Below are 18,685 nucleotides of genomic sequence, written 5' to 3'. Positions count from 1 at the left end.
TGACGTTTCTGTGGGAATTTTACGAGTACAATATAACCAGTTAATTTTGCAAGATATTATAACCATGAAAAAAACTCTGATTTTGAGCCTGTTGTCTGTGTCAATTATGGCTGCTTCGCCAGCGGTTCTAGCCAAAAAGCCATTTGGCCCACAAGCCGTGACTGTGGTTACCGAGCAAGTTCAAACCCACCAAGTTTCCCAATCTCTTTCTTTGATCGGTAAGCTCGAAGCCGCTCAATCAGTAATGGTCTCGCCAGAAACAACCGGCAAAGTTGAAAAGATCGCTGTGACGGCGAATCAGCAGGTTAAGCAAGGTCAGCTACTTATTAAGCTTAATGATGACAAAGCACGCGCTGCGGTAAAAGAAGCTAAAGCCTATTTAACGGATGAACAACGTAAGCTGAAAGAGTTTCAGCGCTTGGTTAAACGCAATGCCATCACACAAACAGAAATTGATGCGCAAAAGGCCAGTGTTGAAATTGCACAAGCTCGCCTTGATGCGGCCAATGCTGATCTAAAAGATCTGCACATTAGCGCGCCATTTGCCGGAACGGTCGGCTTTATCGATTTTAGTCGCGGTAAAATGGTCACAGCGGGCAGCGAACTCGTCTCTTTAGATGATTTATCGGTGATGCAGTTAGATTTGCAAGTGCCAGAGCGTTACCTAGCTAAGCTATCAACTGGCATGGTTGTTACCGCAAGTACCGAAGCTTGGGGTGAGACCATCTTTAGTGGTGAAGTCGTCGGAATTGATTCTCGTATCAACCAAGAAACGCTCAACCTACGCGTGCGTATTCACTTCTCTAATACTGAGAACAAACTGAAACCGGGCATGCTGGTTTCTTCCAATATGGACTTCCCAGCCATTAATGCTCCAATTATCCCTGTGCAGGCGCTTGAGTACTCAGGTACTAAACGTTACGTCTACGTTGTGGGTGAAGAACAGGTCGCGAAACGCACCGAAGTATTGCTTGGCGCTCGTGTGGAAAACCAAGTGGTGATCACCAAAGGGTTAGAGATTGGTGACAGCATTGTTGTTCAAGGCATCGTTAACATGCGTGACGGGGCTAAAGTGGTTGAGCAAGGTAGCCAGCCAGCGCAGCCTAACAAGAAAGGTGACAAGTAATGTGGTTGTCTGATGTTTCCGTAAAACGTCCGGTAGCGGCTTTAGTATTAAGCCTTTTACTGTGTGTTTTCGGTATTGTTTCTTTTTCTAAATTGGCCGTGCGTGAAATGCCGGACATTGAGAATCCAGTTGTCTCAATCAGTACTCGCTATGAAGGGGCATCCGCTACCATCATTGAAAGCCAGATAACCTCAGTACTTGAAGACCAGTTGTCCGGTATCAGTGGTATTGATGAAATCTCTTCCACTACGCGAAACAGTATGTCGCGCATCACGATTACTTTTGAGTTGGGTTATGACCTCAACACAGGTGTTAGTGATGTTCGTGATGCAGTCGCTCGTGCGCAGCGCTCATTGCCTGATGAAGCGGACGATCCTGTGGTGTATAAAAATAATGGCTCAGGTGAAGCCTCGTTATACATCAACTTAAGCTCGTCAGAGATGGATCGCACTCAGTTAACAGACTACGTTGAACGCGTGCTGATGGACCGTTTCAGCTTATTAACGGGGGTTAGCTCGGTTGATATCTCCGGTGGTCTGTACAAAGTTATGTACGTGAAGCTAAAACCTGAGCTAATGGCAGGGCGCGGCGTGACGACTTCTGACATCACCACAGCTTTACGTAATGAAAACTTGGAAAGCCCAGGTGGTGAAGTCCGTAACGATCAGATCGTGATGTCAGTGAGAACGGCGCGTACTTACCAACAAGCGCAAGATTTTGAGTACCTAGTGGTTAAGCGCGCAAGCGACAATACACCGGTTTACTTAAAAGAAGTGGCTGAAGTTTACATTGGCGCGGAAAACGAAAACTCGACCTTCAAAAGTGATGGTGTGGTTAACGTTAGTTTAGGCATTGTTCCGCAGTCTGATGCGAACCCGCTTGAAGTTGCTCAGCTTGTGCATGCGGAAGTTGAGAAGGTTCAGCAGTTCTTGCCTGATGGTACTCGCTTAGCGGTAGATTATGATTCAACCGTGTTCATTGAACGCTCGATTTCAGAAGTGTACAGCACGCTGTTTATCACTGGTGGCTTGGTAATCTTAGTCTTGTATGTGTTCATTGGTCAGGCGCGTGCGACACTGATTCCTGCGGTAACCGTACCTGTTTCGCTAATTTCATCGTTTATTGCTGCTTACTACTTTGGCTTTTCAATCAACCTTATCACGCTGATGGCATTGATTTTGTCTATCGGCTTGGTTGTGGATGATGCGATCGTGGTGGTGGAAAACATCTTCCACCATATTGAACGTGGTGAAAAACCATTGCTAGCGGCTTATAAAGGAACGCGCGAAGTAGGCTTTGCTGTTATCGCGACGACGCTTGTGTTGGTAATGGTGTTCCTGCCTATCTCCTTTATGGATGGCATGGTAGGTCTGCTGTTTACTGAGTTCTCGGTACTGCTGGCAATGTCAGTGATCTTCTCTTCACTGATAGCCCTAACATTGACGCCTGTTCTTGGCAGTAAAATTTTAAAAGCGAACGTGAAACCGAGTCGCTTTAACCTGATGGTTGACCGTCTGTTCTCTCGTTTAGAGGGGGGCTACCGTAAAGTGCTACAAATGGCGCTAAACCTAAAATGGGCAGCACCTTTGGTGATCATGGCTTGTTTGGGTGGTAGTTACGGTTTGATGCAACAAGTGCCAGCGCAGCTGACACCAAGCGAAGACCGCGGCGTGATCTTTGCGTTTGTACGTGGTGCGGATGCAACCAGTTACAACCGTATGTCGGCAAACATGGAGATTGTTGAAGATCGCCTTATGCCGTTATTGGGTCAAGGCTTCTTGAAATCGTTCAGTATTCAGTCGCCTGCTTTTGGCGGTATGGCTGGAGACCAAACGGGCTTCGTGATCATGATTTTAGAAGATTGGAACGATCGCGATGTCACCGCGCAGCAGGCGCTAGGCCAAGTTCGTAAAGCATTAAGTGGTATGGCGGATGTGAAAGTATTCCCATTCATGCCGGGCTTTAGAGGCGGTTCAAGTGAGCCAGTTCAGTTTGTATTAGGTGGTTCAGATTACCAAGAGCTTAAGCATTGGGCAGAAGAGTTAGAGCTTCTTGCTGAGCAATCGCCATACATGGAAGGCGCGGACATTAACTACTCTGAGCGTACCCCTGAATTATTGGTTACCGTAGACAAACAGCGCGCGGCTGAGTTAGGCATTAGCGTGGCGGATATTTCTGATACGCTTGAAATTATGCTTGGCGGTAAGAGTGAAACAACCTTTGTTGAGCGTGGTGAAGAGTACGACGTGTATCTACGCGGCGATGAAAACAGCTTCAACAATGCGTCTGATCTTAGCCAAATCTACATGCGTACAGCGTCTGGTGAGCTGGTAACCTTAGATGCGGTAACCAAAATTGAAGAAGTAGCAGCCTCGATTCGTCTGTCTCACTACAACAAGCAAAAAGCGGTCACCATCACGGCTAACTTGTCAGATGGTTACACTTTAGGTGAAGCATTGGATTACTTAGACCAACAAGCGATTGAACGTCTACCGGGTGATATTTCGGTCAGCTACTCTGGCGAATCGAAAGATTACAAAGAGAACCAATCGAGCGTAATGGTGGTGTTTGGTTTAGCGCTGCTGGTGGCTTACCTAGTGTTGGCGGCTCAGTTTGAAAGCTTCATTAACCCACTCGTGGTGATGTTCACTGTACCCATGGGGATCTTTGGTGGCTTCCTTGGCTTATTTGTCATGGACCAAGGTTTCAATATCTACAGCCAAATCGGCATGATCATGTTGATCGGTATGGTAACCAAAAACGGTATCTTGATTGTAGAGTTTGCTAACCAGTTACGTGACCGTGGTTTAGAGTTTGAAAAAGCGATTGTTGATGCCTCTGCGCGTCGTCTTCGTCCAATCTTGATGACGGCCTTTACCACTTTGGCTGGCGCGATTCCGCTGATTCTATCGAGCGGTGCGGGTTATGAAAGTCGTGTGGCAGTAGGTACGGTTATCTTCTTTGGTATGGGCTTTGCCACCTTGATTACCCTGTTTGTTATTCCTGCAATGTACCGATTGATTTCGGCAAGCACTCAGGCGCCGGGTCATGTGGAAGCTGAGCTTAACCGCGAACTAAGCCATGACAACAAAGGGCGAACTTCTCACGGTGAGTTGAACTAAAGCTTACTTCTCTAAGGTTGAGATAACTAAGATTGAGATAAATAAAAACCGAGGCTATGGCCTCGGTTTTTTTATTCTCGGTGAGAAGCTAGGCGGGTTACGCTGCGTCTTCTTGTGGCGCGTCTTCAACCGCGGCAACTTTCTTTGCTTTCTTTGGTGCAGGTTTGCGTTTTGCACCTAGTGCGTAAAGCACTTCTTCTTTGTTTTGAGCTAAGAACATCGCTAAGTCTTCTTGCTTAGCTTCATCTTCGATCATTTCACTTTTACCTAGTAGTGCGAAAAGCTCGTCTGCCATATCTAGCATTTTGTCATAAGCGTCAGCTTCCGCTTTAGAGGTAAAAGTCATTTTCTCTTCTCCGTTGCGTTCGACCACGTACTTAACGATTACAGCCATGGTTATTCCTCTAGCTAAGATTAATTACTGGGTGTTTATACAGTTTTTAACCAATTAAGTCTAGGCGGAGCTTGATTTCTGCGACCTGAGTGGCGAGTAAGTAGTCCACCTTTGGTCGGGTTTATCGCGGGTTATCGCTATCCCATTGATGGCAAAACTCAATAAAGTGTTTGAGCAACGGGGTTTGGTATTTCTCTTTATGTACTAACAGCCAAAAGCGTCGCTTCATATCCAGCGGTAGTGGCAGCACTTTTACTCGGCCATCTTTAATCGCCGGTTGTGCCGCCAATTGTGATAGGCAAGCTAGGCCAAGCCCAGCAGAGACACAATTGATAATGGCTTCAGTGGTATTGAGTTGAAACGCTTCTTGCCAGTGTTCAATGCGGGGAGCGACGGCGCGTAAGAAAAACTCACGTGAGCCAGAGCCAGCCTCACGTAAAATCCAGTTGCTGTTTTCAAGATCGCTCAGCGCCACATTGGTTTGATTAACCAAAGGGGAGTCAGCGCTGCAAATTACGCACATTTCATCTTCGCTGAACTGGGTTGAAATCAGCTCAGGGTGTAAAGTTTTCCCTTCTATGAGCGCTAAGTCGAGTTCATAATCGACCAGTTTTTGGCAAATCAGTGCAGAGTTAGAGATGAATAAACTCTGTGCTTGGTGACCAGTTTGAGTGCGAAACTGGCTAAGCATGTAGGGGGCAACTTGGTTGCCTATGGTATCACTCGCGCCAATGCGAAGTTTTCCTGTTAATGTCTGGTCATCTTCAAATAACAGCTCAATATCTTGAGCGCGATGAAGTAGCTCATCAGCCATTGGTAATAGCTTTTGCCCTTCTTGATTGAGAATCAGCCTTTTATTAACTCGATCAAATAATGAGTGGCCTAGCTGCTTTTCAAGCTCAGAGAGTGCCATACTGACCGCTGCTTTGGATAAACACAATGCGTTAGCGGCTTCGGTTAAGGTGTCGAACTGATTGATAGTGGCAAAAACTTTGAGCTGTTTCAGTGAGATGTGCAAAGCCATACTGTGGCTACCATTTATGTTTAGTTTGTCTGAACGAGTGTTCTAAATAATTAGATATAACTAAACATTGTGCAAGCGTAAACTTGCGGTATTGAGACGTGAGCATTGGAGTATCGCAAGATGATTAAAACAGCAAAAGCGAAAGTAATGGGTGCACCGACCCCAATGGCTGGCCTTGCATTAGGTATTGCTAGCTTAGGTTGGAGCTGGGAAAACGCTCTCCCTTTGCATGGCTATGGTCAAACTATCGCTGCGATCATTGCGAGTGTACTGTTGGTTATCTTAGCGGTGAAATTTTTGTTTCATCGTCATTTGCTTGCCGAAGATCTTGCGCACCCAGTCGTGGGTAGTGTGGTTCCAACTTTCGCTATGGGCACTATGATTGTGTCAAATGCCCTAGGCCATTGGAACAGTGTGCTGGGCGATGGCTTGTGGCTATTCGCGGTGGCGCTGCATGTCGTGTTTCTTGCTAGTTTTGTCTACCACCGCGCGCAAGGCTTTGAACTTCATCACTTACTGCCAAGTTGGTTTGTACCTCCGGTAGGCATAGTCGTTGCTGATGTGTCGTTTTCAGGTAACCCGAGTTTAGAAATTGTGGCGCAAGCGACGATAGTGTTTGGCCTTGCCGCGTATGCAGTGATGCTACCGATGATGATGTATCGCTTGGTGTTTAGCCATGAAATTCCTGATGCAGCGAAACCAACCTTTGCGATTATGGCCGCGCCAGCAAGCCTATCGTTAGCGGGTTACCTATCGATAGCTGCTGAACCTTCACCTGTGATTGTCGCTTTGCTATTTGGTATTGCGGTATTGATGACCATGGTGACATACCTAGCATTCGCTAAGCTGCTTCGTTTGCCGTTTAGTGCGGGTTATGCGGCTTTCACCTTCCCTATGGTGATAGGAGCAACCGCGCTGTTTAAATTAAGTGCGTGGTTGGAGTCTGTGCAAATGCCCTCACATTATGTGCAGCAAGTGCATGGTTTAGCTCTGTTTGAATTGGTGATTGCCAGCTTGGTGGTAGGGTATGTTTCATTACGTTACTGGCACTTTTATAAACCGCTTAACACACTCGTACAAAGAAGCGTCAGTTGCTGCAAAAGCGACGGCTAAAGATAAACTCCGACGGGCAGTTATGCTAATCTCGCTTTCATTATCGCGAGTATAGGATCTGCCCGGTGTTCACTGTTTATCATTCAAACCAAGTCGATGTGCTGAAATCGTTACTGGTCGAGTTAGTTCGTATCGATCCATTAAGTAACCCGTTTGAAAAAGAACAAATTTTGGTGCAAAGCCCGGGCATGTCTCAGTGGCTAAAAATGGCTCTCGCGAAAGAGTTTGGCGTTGCTGCAAACCTAGAGTTTCCACTTCCTGCAACCTTCATATGGAACATGTTTACTCAAGTGCTGCCCGATGTTCCACAGCGCAGTGCTTTTAATAAAGAAGCCATGACTTGGAAGCTGATGGACATCTTGCCAGCACTGCTTCCTCAAGCGGAATTTACTCCGCTACAGCGTTATCTAGAAGACGATGCTGACAGCTCTAAGTTATACCAATTGGCAGAAAAGATTGCCGATATCTTCGATGGTTATCTTGTTTATCGACCTGAGTGGATTGCCAGTTGGGAAGCAGGACAAACCGTTGCAGAAATAGAACAAGAGCACCCTTGGCAGCCCATTTTATGGCAAGCGCTGTACGATCACACCTTGGCTCTAGGCCAATCTCCTTACCATCGTGCCAACCTCTATGAACACTTCATTGAAGCGCTAGAGAACTTTCAAGGCACGTTTGAAAATCTGCCAAAGCGCTTATTTGTGTTTGGTATTTCGTCTCTTCCGCCACGTTATATGGATGCCCTCAAGGCTATCGGTGAGCACATCGATGTCCACCTAATGTTTACTAACCCATGTCGTTATTATTGGGGGGAAGTGCGAGATAGAAAGTACCTCGCCAAGTTGGCCGCAAAGCACCGCCAGCATTTGGTGTGGCGTGATGACCACTCAGAGCTAGAAGGTGAAAGTGAACAACTTAAAGGCTCTGTTGAAGAGAACCTTGAAGGCGAGCTGCATACTGATGTAGTGGGGAACAGTTTGTTGGCCTCAATGGGCAAACTTGGTCGAGATAATATGTATTTATTATCGCAACTCGAATCCCATGAGATCGAGGCTTTTGTCGAGGTTGAGCGCGATAGTTTATTGCATCAACTGCAAGCGGATATCCTCAATTTAGAAGAGCATCAAGATGACAAGAAGTTGCTTGATAGTCAGCACAAACGTGCTGTTGCTGCCGATGATAAATCCCTGACCTTGCACGCTTGCCATAGCCCAATGCGTGAAGTTGAAGTACTGCACGATCAGTTATTAGCAATGTTCGACGCTGACCCAACTCTAAAGCCACGAGATATTATTGTTATGGTGGCCGACATCAACGCCTACAGCCCAGCGATTCAGGCGGTATTTGGTAACGCGCCCGGTGAGCGTTATATCCCATACTCCATTTCTGACCGAACCGCAGATCAAGAAAGCCCAATCTTGGCGGCCTTTATGCAGTTGGTGAACATTGCCAATACGCGCTGCTTAGCATCCGAGCTGTTAGAGCTGCTTGAAACTCCGGCGATCTTAGCTCGCTTTGGTCTCAATGAAGATGAATTTATCCAAGCGAAATTATGGGTGGAAGAGGCTGGCATTCGCTGGGGACTTAACCCAACCACGAGTACTGAATTCGGCCTACCAGCGAGTGAGCAAAATACATGGCAATTTGGTATTGAGCGTATGCTGCTTGGTTACGCGATGCCGCAATCTGCAGGGCTGTTTGATGGTCAAACACAAACGCTCGCGCCATACAACGAAGTACAAGGGATGGGCGCGGAACTAGCCGGTAAGCTGGCTCACTTTATTGAAACCATTAGTGATTACCGCACTCGATTATCTCAGACTCAGACGATTGAAAGCTGGCGCGAGACGCTTACTTTATTGCTGGATGACTTCTTTAGCGTTGAATTAGAAGGTGAGGTCGCGCTTAAATCGATTCGCGATACGTTGCAGGCGCTAAAAGAACAATTGTTTGATGCTCAGTTTGAGCAGCCTTTATCCCCAAGCATCATTAGCCAATATCTGCAGAACAAACTGTCTGGTACACGTGTCAGTCAGCGCTTTCTTGCGGGGCAAGTAAACTTCTGTACCTTGATGCCGATGCGCTCGATTCCGTTTCGCGCTGTCTGTTTGCTAGGTATGAACGACGGTGTTTATCCGCGTTCAATGCCACCGGAAGGGTTTGACCTAATGAATGGCCGCGCAAGGCCGGGTGACCGTTCTCGTCGAGATGATGATCGCTACCTATTCTTAGAAGCCATTTTGTCGGCGCAGCAAAACCTTTACATCAGTTATGTAGGGCGTTCAATCCAAGATAATACTGAACGAGTCCCTTCGGTATTGGTATCTGAATTGATGGAATATTGTCATCAAAACTACTGCTTACAAGGGCAGCAACACCTACCGGTGGATGACTCGGGCGAGCAACTGTTGGAGGCGATGCACCACTCTCATTCTATGGTGCCATTTAGCACTTCTGCTTTTGTTGGAAAGCAACCGAGTTACGCTAAAGAGTGGCTGCCAGCGGCGAATCGACAAGGGCAAAAGAGTGGCGAGTTTAATCGCCAATTGACTAATTACCTGACAGATGCGGCATCAACTATCGAGCTAGATTTAGTCGAGCTGCAACGCTTTTGGCGATTGCCAGTGCGTTACTTCTTTAACCGTCGCCTTAAAGTTACCTTTGAACCGCCTTTGCCTATTATGCAAGACGATGAGCCGTTCGTGCTGGATGGGTTAGAAAGCTATCAAATGCGTGATGGTTTACTTGAGCAACTATTGCAATCGGATAGCCCGCCACAACAAGTGGTGGAGCAGTTTGTCGAACTGCAACGCGCGCAGGGTAAGTTACCGGTAGGTGCATTTGGTGAAATCGAATTTGATACCAACCGAGTGCAAGCCGAAGAGCTGGTCAAAGAGCTCAATTTTGTTTGCTCTGCTGCGCAAGATGATATCGAAGTTAAGCTGCACTTTGAAGAGATTGCAGATGGTCATAGCGTAACACTCACTGGGTGGTTAACCGGCCACTATCAATCTGGATTGGTCAGATACCGCAGCGGGAAAATTCGCGCGCAAGACTATTTATCAGCTTGGATTGATCACTTGTCTATGGCAGCAATGGGCCATGCTAACCGTACCCATATGATTGGTTACGACCGTAAAGATGGCGTTGTTCACCTGGTTTATCCAGCCATTACCGACCGCGAAGAGGCCCATTCGATATTGAAAGAACTGGTTCGATTGTTCTTTAGTGGCATGACGGAGCCATTAGCGTATTTCCCTCGAACGTCTCTGGCTTGTGTAGAAGCTGGTTTTTCACGTGGTCAATGGGTGGATGATGAAGAAAAGTCGCTGAAAAAAATGGAGACGACTTTTAATGGCGGCTTCAATAATATGCCACCCGCTGAAGGGGCTGATGCCTATATCTCACGCATTTGGCCACAATGGAATGATGAGTTAGCGGCGAAGGTGCGCACTACGGCTGCGTTGGTGCTACAAACGCCAAGATTACAGGCGCAAGACATTCATGATGCGGATAGTGAGAAGTAAGGAAAGTGGTTGGCCGCCAGAAAATCATTATTAGTGTAGGGCGTTCGCTGTACGGCCATTGGTCAGAGGGACCATTATTCGGTTGGTTGATTGCAAACGTTCTTCGTTTGCTCAACTCGTGACGCGCATACTAGCGGTTGACTGAATGACGTTCCGTGAGTGGGATCTCATTCGATTACTAATCGTCGCGGCTAAATAGATATAAACGCAAAAATCTGATACTGGATCACATTTGGTCTGGAGATAAATGTTCGATAAAGGTCTGATTGATATGACATCTTCGTCAGTTGTTACTGCTCTAAATACAATGACTTTTCCTCTGCATGGGGCTCGATTAATTGAAGCGTCAGCCGGTACAGGTAAAACTTTTACCATCGCGGGTTTGTATTTACGTTTGCTTTTGGGTCATGGCAGTCCAAATACTCGTCATCAAGCGCCTTTGACGGTTGATCAAATCTTGGTGGTGACCTTTACCGAAGCGGCCACTGCTGAGCTTAGAGATCGTATTCGCGCAAGAATTCATGACGCACGTATCGCTTTTGCTCGTGGTCAGAGCGATGATCCTGTCATCAAACCTTTGTTGGAAGAAATCGACGATCATGCGCAGGCGGCCACTATTTTGCTGCAAGCTGAGCGACAAATGGATGAGGCCGCGGTTTATACCATTCACGGTTTTTGTCAGCGTATGCTTACCCAAAATGCTTTTGAGTCTGGCAGTCGCTTTAACAACGAGTTCGTCACGGATGAAAGCCATCTAAAGGCCCAAGTCGTGGCCGATTATTGGCGCCGTAATTTTTACCATTTACCACTCAATTTAGCGGGTGCGGTAAGAAACATCTGGCCATCGCCAAGTGCGTTATTAAAGGATGTACGAGGCTACTTAACAGGTGCGCCATTAACCTTATCGACTCAGGCGATGCAATCTACTTTAGCTGAGCTAAACCAAGCGAATTTAGACACTATTGATCAGCTCAAGCAATGTTGGCGTGACAGCCAAGAGGACTACCTCGCGCTGATTTCAGAGTCTGATGTTAATAAACGCAGCTATACCAAAAAATCGCTTCCGGCATGGTTAGAAAGCGTTAACCAATGGGCTGCTGCGCCAACGGTGGATTATCAGTTTCCAGATAAGTTGGAAAAGTTCGCGCAAAACGTGTTGAACGAAAAGACGCCAAAAGGCCAAGCGCCAACCCATGAGGTATTTGAGGCGATTGAAGCGTTTCTGGCTCAGCCTGTCAGTTTGAAAGCGCCTATGTTGGCCCATGCTATTGAGCAGTGCCGAGCAATGCTTGCGGCAGCGAAGCAGCAAAAACAATGGCTCTCGTTCGATGACTTACTCACCAACCTTTCTGCTGCGATGGATAATGATCAAGACGGCCTTTTAGCAGAGCGCATTCGCCAACTTTACCCAGTGGCGATGATTGATGAGTTTCAAGATACAGACCCGCTGCAATACAGCATTTTTAGCCGTATTTATTTACCGCATCCAGAATGCGGTCTGTTTATGATTGGTGATCCAAAACAGGCGATTTATGGTTTTCGCGGCGCAGACATTTTTACCTATATTAAGGCGAGAAATCAGGTTTCTTCTCACTTTACGCTAGGGACAAACTGGCGTTCTAGTGCCGATATGGTTGCAGCGGTCAATCAAGTGTTTGACCTGCCAGATAGTGCCTTTATCTATGATCAAGACATCCCTTTCTTACCCGTTGATGCCAGCCCTAAGGCCGATTTACGCACTTGGCAGCTCAATGGCGAAGTGCAACCAGCGCTGACTTATTGGTTACAAGAGGCAGAAGAGAAACCTTTGCCGAAAGGGGATTACCATCATGCCATGGCGACGGCTTGCGCGGATAAGATTCACGCTATCTTGACGGCTTCTCAGCAACAACAAGCAGTATTCACTGATGCTAAAGGGCAAAAGCCGATTGAGGCAGGTGATATTGCGGTATTGGTGCGAACGGGAACAGAAGGGCGCATGGTGAAGCAGGCTCTTGCCCAACAAGGCATTGCTAGCGTTTACCTCTCTAACCGCGATAGTGTGTTTGTCTCTACCATTGCGCAAGACATTCAGCGTTTACTGCAAGCGGCATTGACGCCAGAAAATGATCGAGCATTACGGGCAAGCCTTGCTTCTGAACTGTTTGCTCTTGATGCGGGCAGTTTAGATGCGCTCAATAACGATGAAACTGCGTGGGAAAACGCGGTTAACGAGTTCAAAGAATATCGTAAGTTATGGATTCAGCGTGGTGTGTTGCCAATGCTGCGTGCGGTGATGAGTAAGCGTCATGTTGCTGAACGATTATTGGAAGAAGAAAACGGTGAGCGAGCGCTTACCGATCTGATGCACATTGGTGAACAGTTGCAACAAGCAAGTGGTGAGCTAGACAGCGATCATGGCTTACTGCGTTGGCTAGCTCAAGCTATTAGTGATGCTGAAAATGGCCTAGGTGGTAGTGATGACCAGATCCAACGTTTGGAATCTGAGCGTAATTTGGTGCAAATAGTCACCATTCATAAGTCCAAAGGTTTGGAATATGACTTGGTCTTTTTGCCATTTGTGATGAGCTATCGACAAGCTAGCGAAGCCAAGTATTACGATGCTGAACAAGATCAAACCATTCTTGATATTACCGATGATGAAGAAGCGTTAAAGCTTGCAGACAAAGAGCGTTTAGCAGAAGACCTACGTCTGATTTATGTGGCACTGACTCGCGCCGTATATGGTTGTTTCATTGGCGCTGCGCCACTAAGAGATGGACGTTCAACCAAAGAGCCGACAGGTGCTCATAAGAGCGCTATGGGGTACTTGCTACAAAATGGCCAAGAAGGGGGGATCGCTGATCTCGCCAATGCGATTACCAAGCAAACTGAAAATCTAACCTGTGTGGTTGAAGTCGCTCTGCCCGACACTCCAGAAACGCCATACCAAGCAAGCCAAGAGGTGACTGAGTCACTAAACGCACGTGAATTGCAGCAAGAGATTGATCGCAACTGGCGTTTGACCAGTTACTCAGGCTTGGTGAAGCAAGGCTCTCATGGTCATGATGCCTCTAGCGAGTTACTGCGTTTGGATGTGGATTCTTCAGATGAGCATGATGAACAGCAGCTTGAAGAGCCTGAACGTTCGATTTTTAATTTCCCGCGTGGCGCGCGTCCCGGTACTTTCTTACATACCTTGTTTGAAGAAGTGGAGTTTACTCTGCCGGCGACCGATCCAAGTAACCAAGCCATCATTGAAGAATTGATGGAAAGCGAGCAGCTAGAAGCGGAATGGTTACCAGTACTACAACAACTGGTGGACACCGTATTGGCGACGCCATTGGATGGTAAGCAGTTAGTGCTTAATCAAAAGCAACCTGCGCAACGCTTGGTTGAGCTTGAGTTCTTGTTGCCGATTGAAGTGCTTAATGCCACGGCATTGAACCGTATTGTGCAGCGCCATGATCCTTTGTCTGCCAAAGCGGGCGATCTTGGTTTTCATACCGTGCAAGGCATGTTGAAAGGCTTCATCGATTTAGTTTTTGAACATCAAGGCAAATACTACGTACTGGACTGGAAATCAAACCACCTTGGCGATGATGTTAGTGACTATCATGGCGAGGCGTTAAATCAAGCCATGGCAGGGCATCGTTACGATCTGCAATATCAAATTTATGCCCTAGCGCTTCACCGATTTTTGCGCAGCCGCGTAGCAAATTATGATTATCAGCAACACTTTGGCGGCGTTTATTATCTGTTCTTACGGGGTATGGATGGCGAAAGTGGTCATGGCATATTCTCAGCCAAACCGAGCCTAGCGATGCTTGATGAGTTAGACCGTTTGATTGATGGTCAGGAGATTGAAAACCGTGATAATCAACAAGGGCAAATGGAGTTAGGACTATGATGCTAGAAACACTGAAGCGATTAGCCATTAAGGGCTCTATTCGTCAATTAGATTACCAGTTTGCACGCTTTATTCTTTCTCAATCCCAACAGCTCGAGTTGGCTTTTATTGCCGGAGTGGTCAGTAGTGAGCTCGGCAAAGGGCACATTTGCTTACCGATAACAGATGAACAAGGACAAAGTGTCGATTTAGCCGCCAAGCTTGGCTTGTACGGAGAGGCGGCGCTGCAACTCAACCAAGCCTTGCTGGCGATTGATTGGCCTCAATTACTCAAGAGTTCAGCGCTTGTGGCTAACAGTGAGGCCAATAGCCTGCCGTTGGTATTTGATGGGCAAAGGCTTTATCTGCATCGTTACTGGCATTATGAAGTGAGTTTGGCGGCGCGTTTGAATAGCTTTGGGACACCCATGATCCTAAAGCCTACTGATGTCCAAAAGCTTTCTCAATTGCTTGACCATCTATTCGCGCGTAGTTATCACTATTTGTTCTCAGCCTTTGCCAGTATTGGTCTTGAGGCGACCAACCAAGTTCAGCGTCAGCAGATGGTGTGCGATCACCTTGATGTGGTCAACGACAGTCAACTCGATTGGAATGCGATTGATCAAGTGCTACTCAGTGCTACTCGCTCAGAGCAATTACAGCCTTTAGATGAGTTAGTGCCATTAGCCGCATGTGTGAACTGGCAAAAGGTCGCGGCGGCGATAGCGCTAACCAAACGCTTTGCGGTGATCTCTGGTGGCCCTGGGACAGGTAAAACGACCACGGTAACAAAACTGCTTGCAGCTTTGATTGAGCAATCTTCACAATCGAGTGCAACGCCATTAATGAATGTGCCGACCATCAAGCTGGTTGCTCCTACCGGCAAAGCGGCGGCGCGTTTAACCGAATCAATTGGTAAAGCGGTTGACGCTTTACCTGTGAGCCCTGAGCTGAAAGCCGCGATTCCAACTGAATCAAGCACCTTACACCGTTTATTGGGCGCACTGCCAAACAGCGCAGAGTTTAGACACAACAAAGATAACCCTCTGCACTTGGATATCTTAGTGGTGGATGAAGCGTCTATGGTCGATTTGCCTATGATGTTCAAATTGGTCGATGCGCTGCCAACACATGCGCGTTTGATTCTTCTTGGCGATAAAGATCAGTTGGCCTCAGTAGAGGCGGGTGCCGTATTAGGTGATATCTGCTCGTTCCATCAAGATGGCTACAGCCAACCTCAAGGTAAGCTGATTGCTCAGTTAACTGGCTACCAGACGCTAGAGCAGCAAAGCGGAAAAGGCAGCAGCGTGGGCGATGGTTTGTGTATGCTGCAAAAGAGTTATCGCTTTGATGCTCGCTCGGGCATTGGCCAATTGGCAAAAGCGATCAATGCCGGTTCTGCGCATAAAGTTGACCAAGTATGGCAGCGTGGTTTTGAGGATATTGACCACTACCCATTAGATACTCAGCACTATAACCAGCTGATTCAAACGATGGTGACTGAATATAAAGGTTACCTTGACCGAATTGCTAAGCCGCAGCGACAACCAGAGACGGATCAGGTGGAGTCGGTGACCCAAATGGCGAAAGCGGGTTTAGATGCATTTGGTCGTTGTCGTTTGCTGTGCGCCATTCGTGAAGGTGACTTTGGCGTTACTGGATTAAATCAGCGCATTGAAAGAGCGCTCGCTGCACGTAACTTAATTCATACTCAAGATGAGCTTTGGTATCACGGCAGACCTGTGATGGTGACTCGTAACGATCATGCGCTAGGGCTGTACAACGGTGATATCGGATTGTGTATTTTGGATGAGTCTGAATCGCAGCCACGCCTTAAAGTCTTCTTCGAGCTACCCGATGGTAGCGTAAAGTCAGTGTTACCGAGCCGAGTGCCTGAGCATGAAACCGCTTATGCGATGACGATACATAAATCGCAGGGCAGCGAATTTGATTTTACCTTGATGCTTCTACCAAAAGATTTCAGTCCAATTCTAACCCGTGAGCTGATTTATACCGGTATTACGCGAGCGAAAAAGCGTTTGGCTTTGTATGGTCAAATCGATGTGATTAAGCGTGGAATAAGAGTAACGACTGAAAGGGCGAGTGGCTTAGCAGAGAGGTTAAAGGGTTAAAAACCATCCATGGTTACAGCAAAGCAAAGGTGCGGAAAAGGCTAGTTGAATACTGATGTGAATGAGATGCTGCGGATTTTGTATTTGTCTTGATACCCTAAAATGAAGGTCTTTAAGCCTTCTGATACAGGGAAGACACAATGCACATCCAAATTGATTAATAGCTCGTTCTCGGCCATATCCCAAAAACTTTGTACTGAATTACAAATAATGGTTTTCATGACTGTTGCTCTTAGTGACGTTGATATCTACCTCAAGCAATCCGTGCGACCTAGTTTTTACTAGGTGAAGATGAGTCCTATTCGGGCTTTTATGTGAAAGCGGTCGAATTTTATACAACTATTACTGTGAAATAAAGCGAATATTCAAAGTTTTATTCAAATATTATCGATGCCAGATTTTCTGGCATCGATGCTGCTTAACCTTGATTTGTATTCGTCATTAAAATCTTAGAGTTACGCTGATAATTGTATAAATTCTTCTTTTTCATCGGCAATCGATCGACATCCACTTCGCTAAAACCTTGCTCGCGGAACCAGTGCAAACTGTGGGTGGTGAGAACAAAAATCTGTTTAATGCCTTGCTGTTTTGATTGCTGCTTCATGTAGTTGAGCATAACAAGACCACGGTTGCCATCGCGATATTCGGGGTGAATAGCCACACACGCCATTTCAGCCATATGCTCTTCAGGATATGGGTAAAGCGCTGCACACCCAATGATAAGGCCATCTTTTTCTATGATGGTAAATTGGTGGATCTCTTGCTCTAACTGTTCGCGAGAGCGGCGCACCAAAACGCCTTGCTCTTCTAAAGGACGAATAAGATCAAGAATGCCGCCAATGTCATCAATTTGCGCCAAACGAACCCGCTCTGAACTGGCATAAACGATTTGTGTCCCGATACCATCGAGCGAGAATAGCTCTTGCACTAAAGCGCCATCGACTTTATAGCTGATTAAGTGGCTGCGAGGAACGCCCGCTCGACATGCTGTAATGGCAGCGCGTAAAAATCGCAACGTTCCGGAAGAGTTATCGCCGCTTTGGTCAACATCGCTCTCTAGTCGATTGAGGATGCTTTCTGCTTCACGAGGAACCAGCTCTGCAATCTCTTCGCCATTCTCATCAATAATGCCTTGCTCTGAACAAAAGCCAATTAACTTATCCGCTTTGAGGCGAATAGCCACTTGAGTCGCCACTTCTTCCGATAACAAGTTAAATGACTCGCCAGTGACTGAGCTAGCGATTGGCCCGAGTAATACAATAGAGCCTTGGTCAAGCATGCGATTGATGCCTTCAATATCAATCCGACGAATCCGGCCGCTATGACAATAGTCGACCCCATCATCTACACCAAGTGGCTGAGCAATAACAAAATTACCACTTACAACATTTAGCTGCGTGCCGGCCATTGGAGTGTTGCTTAGGCTCATTGAAAGCTGAGCCGTGATGGCAAGCTGTAATTGCCCTGCGGCTTGCATAACTAATGGCAGTGCATGGACGTCGGTAATTCGCACACCTTTGTGGTAAGCAGTTTCGCTTTGGTTGTTGTTTAAGATTGAGTTGATTTGTGGGCGCGCGCCATGCACGAGCACTATCTTTACACCTAAGCTATGAAGCAAGGCCAAGTCACTGATAATATGCTTAAAGTTTTTGTCCGCGACCGCTTCGCCACCCAGCATGATCACCATGGTTTTACCTCGGTGAGCATTAACATAAGGGGCTGATTGACGAAATCCTTTAACTAGCGCGGTACTACGAATTTTCACATCCACGTCCATTTGGTGAATTTATATGTTGTTATAGTGCAAATTTATTCTTTTGTCGGCAAGGTTTTTTTTGAATGGAAGCCCAATAATTTACTTCGCTCGATTGAGCGATATTTGTCAGCATGATATAGAATCACTTTCTATATAGAGATTGTTTGTGATGACCGCTGTAGTGAAAGAAACTCGAAACAACCGCAAATTTTTAGGCACATTTTCATTCAAGAATAAATGGATGGAAGTATTGGTGTGGTTGCTTGCGATTACGGTCAGCGTGCTGGTGGCCTACGGTGCAATGGCACTGCACAAACGATACCTAGAAGTGACTTACCCTAAATCTTTGGTCTATGGTACTTGGGTTGAAAGTGAGGTTGCCCCTTATGCGGCGGAAACTTTTGTCCTTAGTGCTTCTGGCGTAGTTATAGACGGTGGCGTGGTTGATACCGAATTTTCGTTTAACGGCAAAGTTTTAGAATATAAGCACGGCAATCAAACCAAACGTTTTAAATTTCACATGGAAAACTGGAATGAGATGGAGCTTGAAACTGACGCGCTCTATCAACCTATGTTTGTGAAAAAAGTGCAAAAATAGCCCGCCTGATCCTTGAATGACTAAT

Annotated in this window: 11 protein-coding genes; 7 read left to right on the top strand and 4 right to left on the bottom strand. The window is 46.7% G+C overall.

Features of this window, described 5'->3' with window-relative positions; genetic code table 11:
- Positions 1–64 precede the first annotated feature (64 nt).
- Both MU515_RS06915 and vexH read left to right on the top strand, forming a co-directional pair.
- Complete coding sequence (locus MU515_RS06915; protein ID WP_260259698.1) at positions 65–1,126, top strand: efflux RND transporter periplasmic adaptor subunit; 1,062 nt, start codon at positions 65–67, stop codon at positions 1,124–1,126.
- Positions 1,126–4,248 (top strand): vibriobactin export RND transporter permease subunit VexH, encoded by a 3,123-nt coding sequence (vexH, locus tag MU515_RS06910; RefSeq protein WP_260259697.1) that lies wholly within the window; start codon positions 1,126–1,128, stop codon positions 4,246–4,248. Before MU515_RS06915 ends, vexH begins: the two co-directional genes overlap by 1 nt.
- 97 nt (positions 4,249–4,345) lie before the next feature.
- On the opposite strand, the gene MU515_RS06905 is transcribed toward vexH, so the two are convergent.
- Both MU515_RS06905 and MU515_RS06900 read right to left on the bottom strand, forming a co-directional pair.
- Positions 4,346–4,642 (bottom strand): YebG family protein, encoded by a 297-nt coding sequence (locus MU515_RS06905; protein WP_260259696.1) that lies wholly within the window; start codon positions 4,640–4,642, stop codon positions 4,346–4,348.
- A gap of 121 nt (positions 4,643–4,763) precedes the next feature.
- Positions 4,764–5,666, bottom strand: coding sequence for a LysR substrate-binding domain-containing protein (locus MU515_RS06900; RefSeq protein WP_260259695.1), 903 nt, complete (start codon positions 5,664–5,666; stop codon positions 4,764–4,766).
- Between the two features lie 120 nt (positions 5,667–5,786).
- Between MU515_RS06900 and MU515_RS06895 the strand changes: the two genes are divergently transcribed.
- The 4 genes from MU515_RS06895 to recD all read left to right on the top strand — a co-directional run bounded on the left by MU515_RS06895 (position 5,787) and on the right by recD (position 16,306).
- Entirely contained in the window at positions 5,787–6,779 is a 993-nt protein-coding gene (locus tag MU515_RS06895; protein ID WP_260259694.1) for a TDT family transporter, read from the top strand.
- A 65-nt stretch (positions 6,780–6,844) separates the two neighbouring features.
- The gene (gene recC, locus MU515_RS06890) at positions 6,845–10,306 is read left to right on the top strand and encodes an exodeoxyribonuclease V subunit gamma (RefSeq protein ID WP_260259693.1); all 3,462 of its coding nucleotides are present in this window, start codon (positions 6,845–6,847) and stop codon (positions 10,304–10,306) included.
- Between the two features lie 247 nt (positions 10,307–10,553).
- A complete protein-coding gene (recB, locus tag MU515_RS06885; protein ID WP_432816136.1) occupies positions 10,554–14,195 on the top strand; it encodes an exodeoxyribonuclease V subunit beta in 3,642 nt (1,213 codons plus the stop codon).
- Positions 14,192–16,306 carry an exodeoxyribonuclease V subunit alpha gene (gene recD, locus MU515_RS06880; RefSeq protein ID WP_260259692.1) on the top strand — a complete coding sequence of 705 codons (2,115 nt, stop codon included), beginning with the start codon at positions 14,192–14,194 and terminating at the stop codon, positions 16,304–16,306. Before recB ends, recD begins: the two co-directional genes overlap by 4 nt.
- A gap of 41 nt (positions 16,307–16,347) precedes the next feature.
- Here the strand turns inward: recD and MU515_RS06875 are convergent, their stop codons facing one another.
- Together MU515_RS06875 and argA are read right to left on the bottom strand one after the other, a co-directional pair.
- Positions 16,348–16,527 (bottom strand): hypothetical protein, encoded by a 180-nt coding sequence (locus tag MU515_RS06875; RefSeq protein WP_260259691.1) that lies wholly within the window; start codon positions 16,525–16,527, stop codon positions 16,348–16,350.
- A gap of 197 nt (positions 16,528–16,724) precedes the next feature.
- Complete coding sequence (gene argA / locus MU515_RS06870) at positions 16,725–18,071, bottom strand: amino-acid N-acetyltransferase (protein WP_260259690.1); 1,347 nt, start codon at positions 18,069–18,071, stop codon at positions 16,725–16,727.
- A gap of 160 nt (positions 18,072–18,231) precedes the next feature.
- Here argA and MU515_RS06865 point away from each other — a divergent pair, with 160 nt between their 5' ends.
- Positions 18,232–18,660 (top strand): DUF2850 domain-containing protein, encoded by a 429-nt coding sequence (locus tag MU515_RS06865; RefSeq protein ID WP_260259929.1) that lies wholly within the window; start codon positions 18,232–18,234, stop codon positions 18,658–18,660.
- Positions 18,661–18,685 lie beyond the last annotated feature (25 nt).

It is taken from the genome of Vibrio intestinalis (genome assembly GCF_025195085.2).
Classification (GTDB): Bacteria; Pseudomonadota; Gammaproteobacteria; order Enterobacterales; family Vibrionaceae; genus Vibrio; species Vibrio intestinalis.
Note: the sequence above shows the minus strand (reverse complement) of the source record. Positions and strands in the feature narration are given on the sequence as shown.

What these genes read in the sequence shown, in the direction of transcription:
- MU515_RS06915 (WP_260259698.1), top strand. Translation starts at nt 65, where the DNA reads ATGAAAAAAACTCTGATTTTGAGCCTGTTGTCTGTGTCAATTATGGCT.
- vexH (WP_260259697.1), top strand. Translation starts at nt 1,126, where the DNA reads ATGTGGTTGTCTGATGTTTCCGTAAAACGTCCGGTAGCGGCTTTAGTA.
- MU515_RS06905 (WP_260259696.1), bottom strand. Translation starts at nt 4,642, where the DNA reads ATGGCTGTAATCGTTAAGTACGTGGTCGAACGCAACGGAGAAGAGAAA.
- MU515_RS06900 (WP_260259695.1), bottom strand. Translation starts at nt 5,666, where the DNA reads ATGGCTTTGCACATCTCACTGAAACAGCTCAAAGTTTTTGCCACTATC.
- MU515_RS06895 (WP_260259694.1), top strand. Translation starts at nt 5,787, where the DNA reads ATGATTAAAACAGCAAAAGCGAAAGTAATGGGTGCACCGACCCCAATG.
- recB (WP_432816136.1), top strand. Translation starts at nt 10,554, where the DNA reads ATGTTCGATAAAGGTCTGATTGATATGACATCTTCGTCAGTTGTTACT.
- recD (WP_260259692.1), top strand. Translation starts at nt 14,192, where the DNA reads ATGATGCTAGAAACACTGAAGCGATTAGCCATTAAGGGCTCTATTCGT.
- MU515_RS06875 (WP_260259691.1), bottom strand. Translation starts at nt 16,527, where the DNA reads ATGAAAACCATTATTTGTAATTCAGTACAAAGTTTTTGGGATATGGCC.
- MU515_RS06865 (WP_260259929.1), top strand. Translation starts at nt 18,232, where the DNA reads ATGACCGCTGTAGTGAAAGAAACTCGAAACAACCGCAAATTTTTAGGC.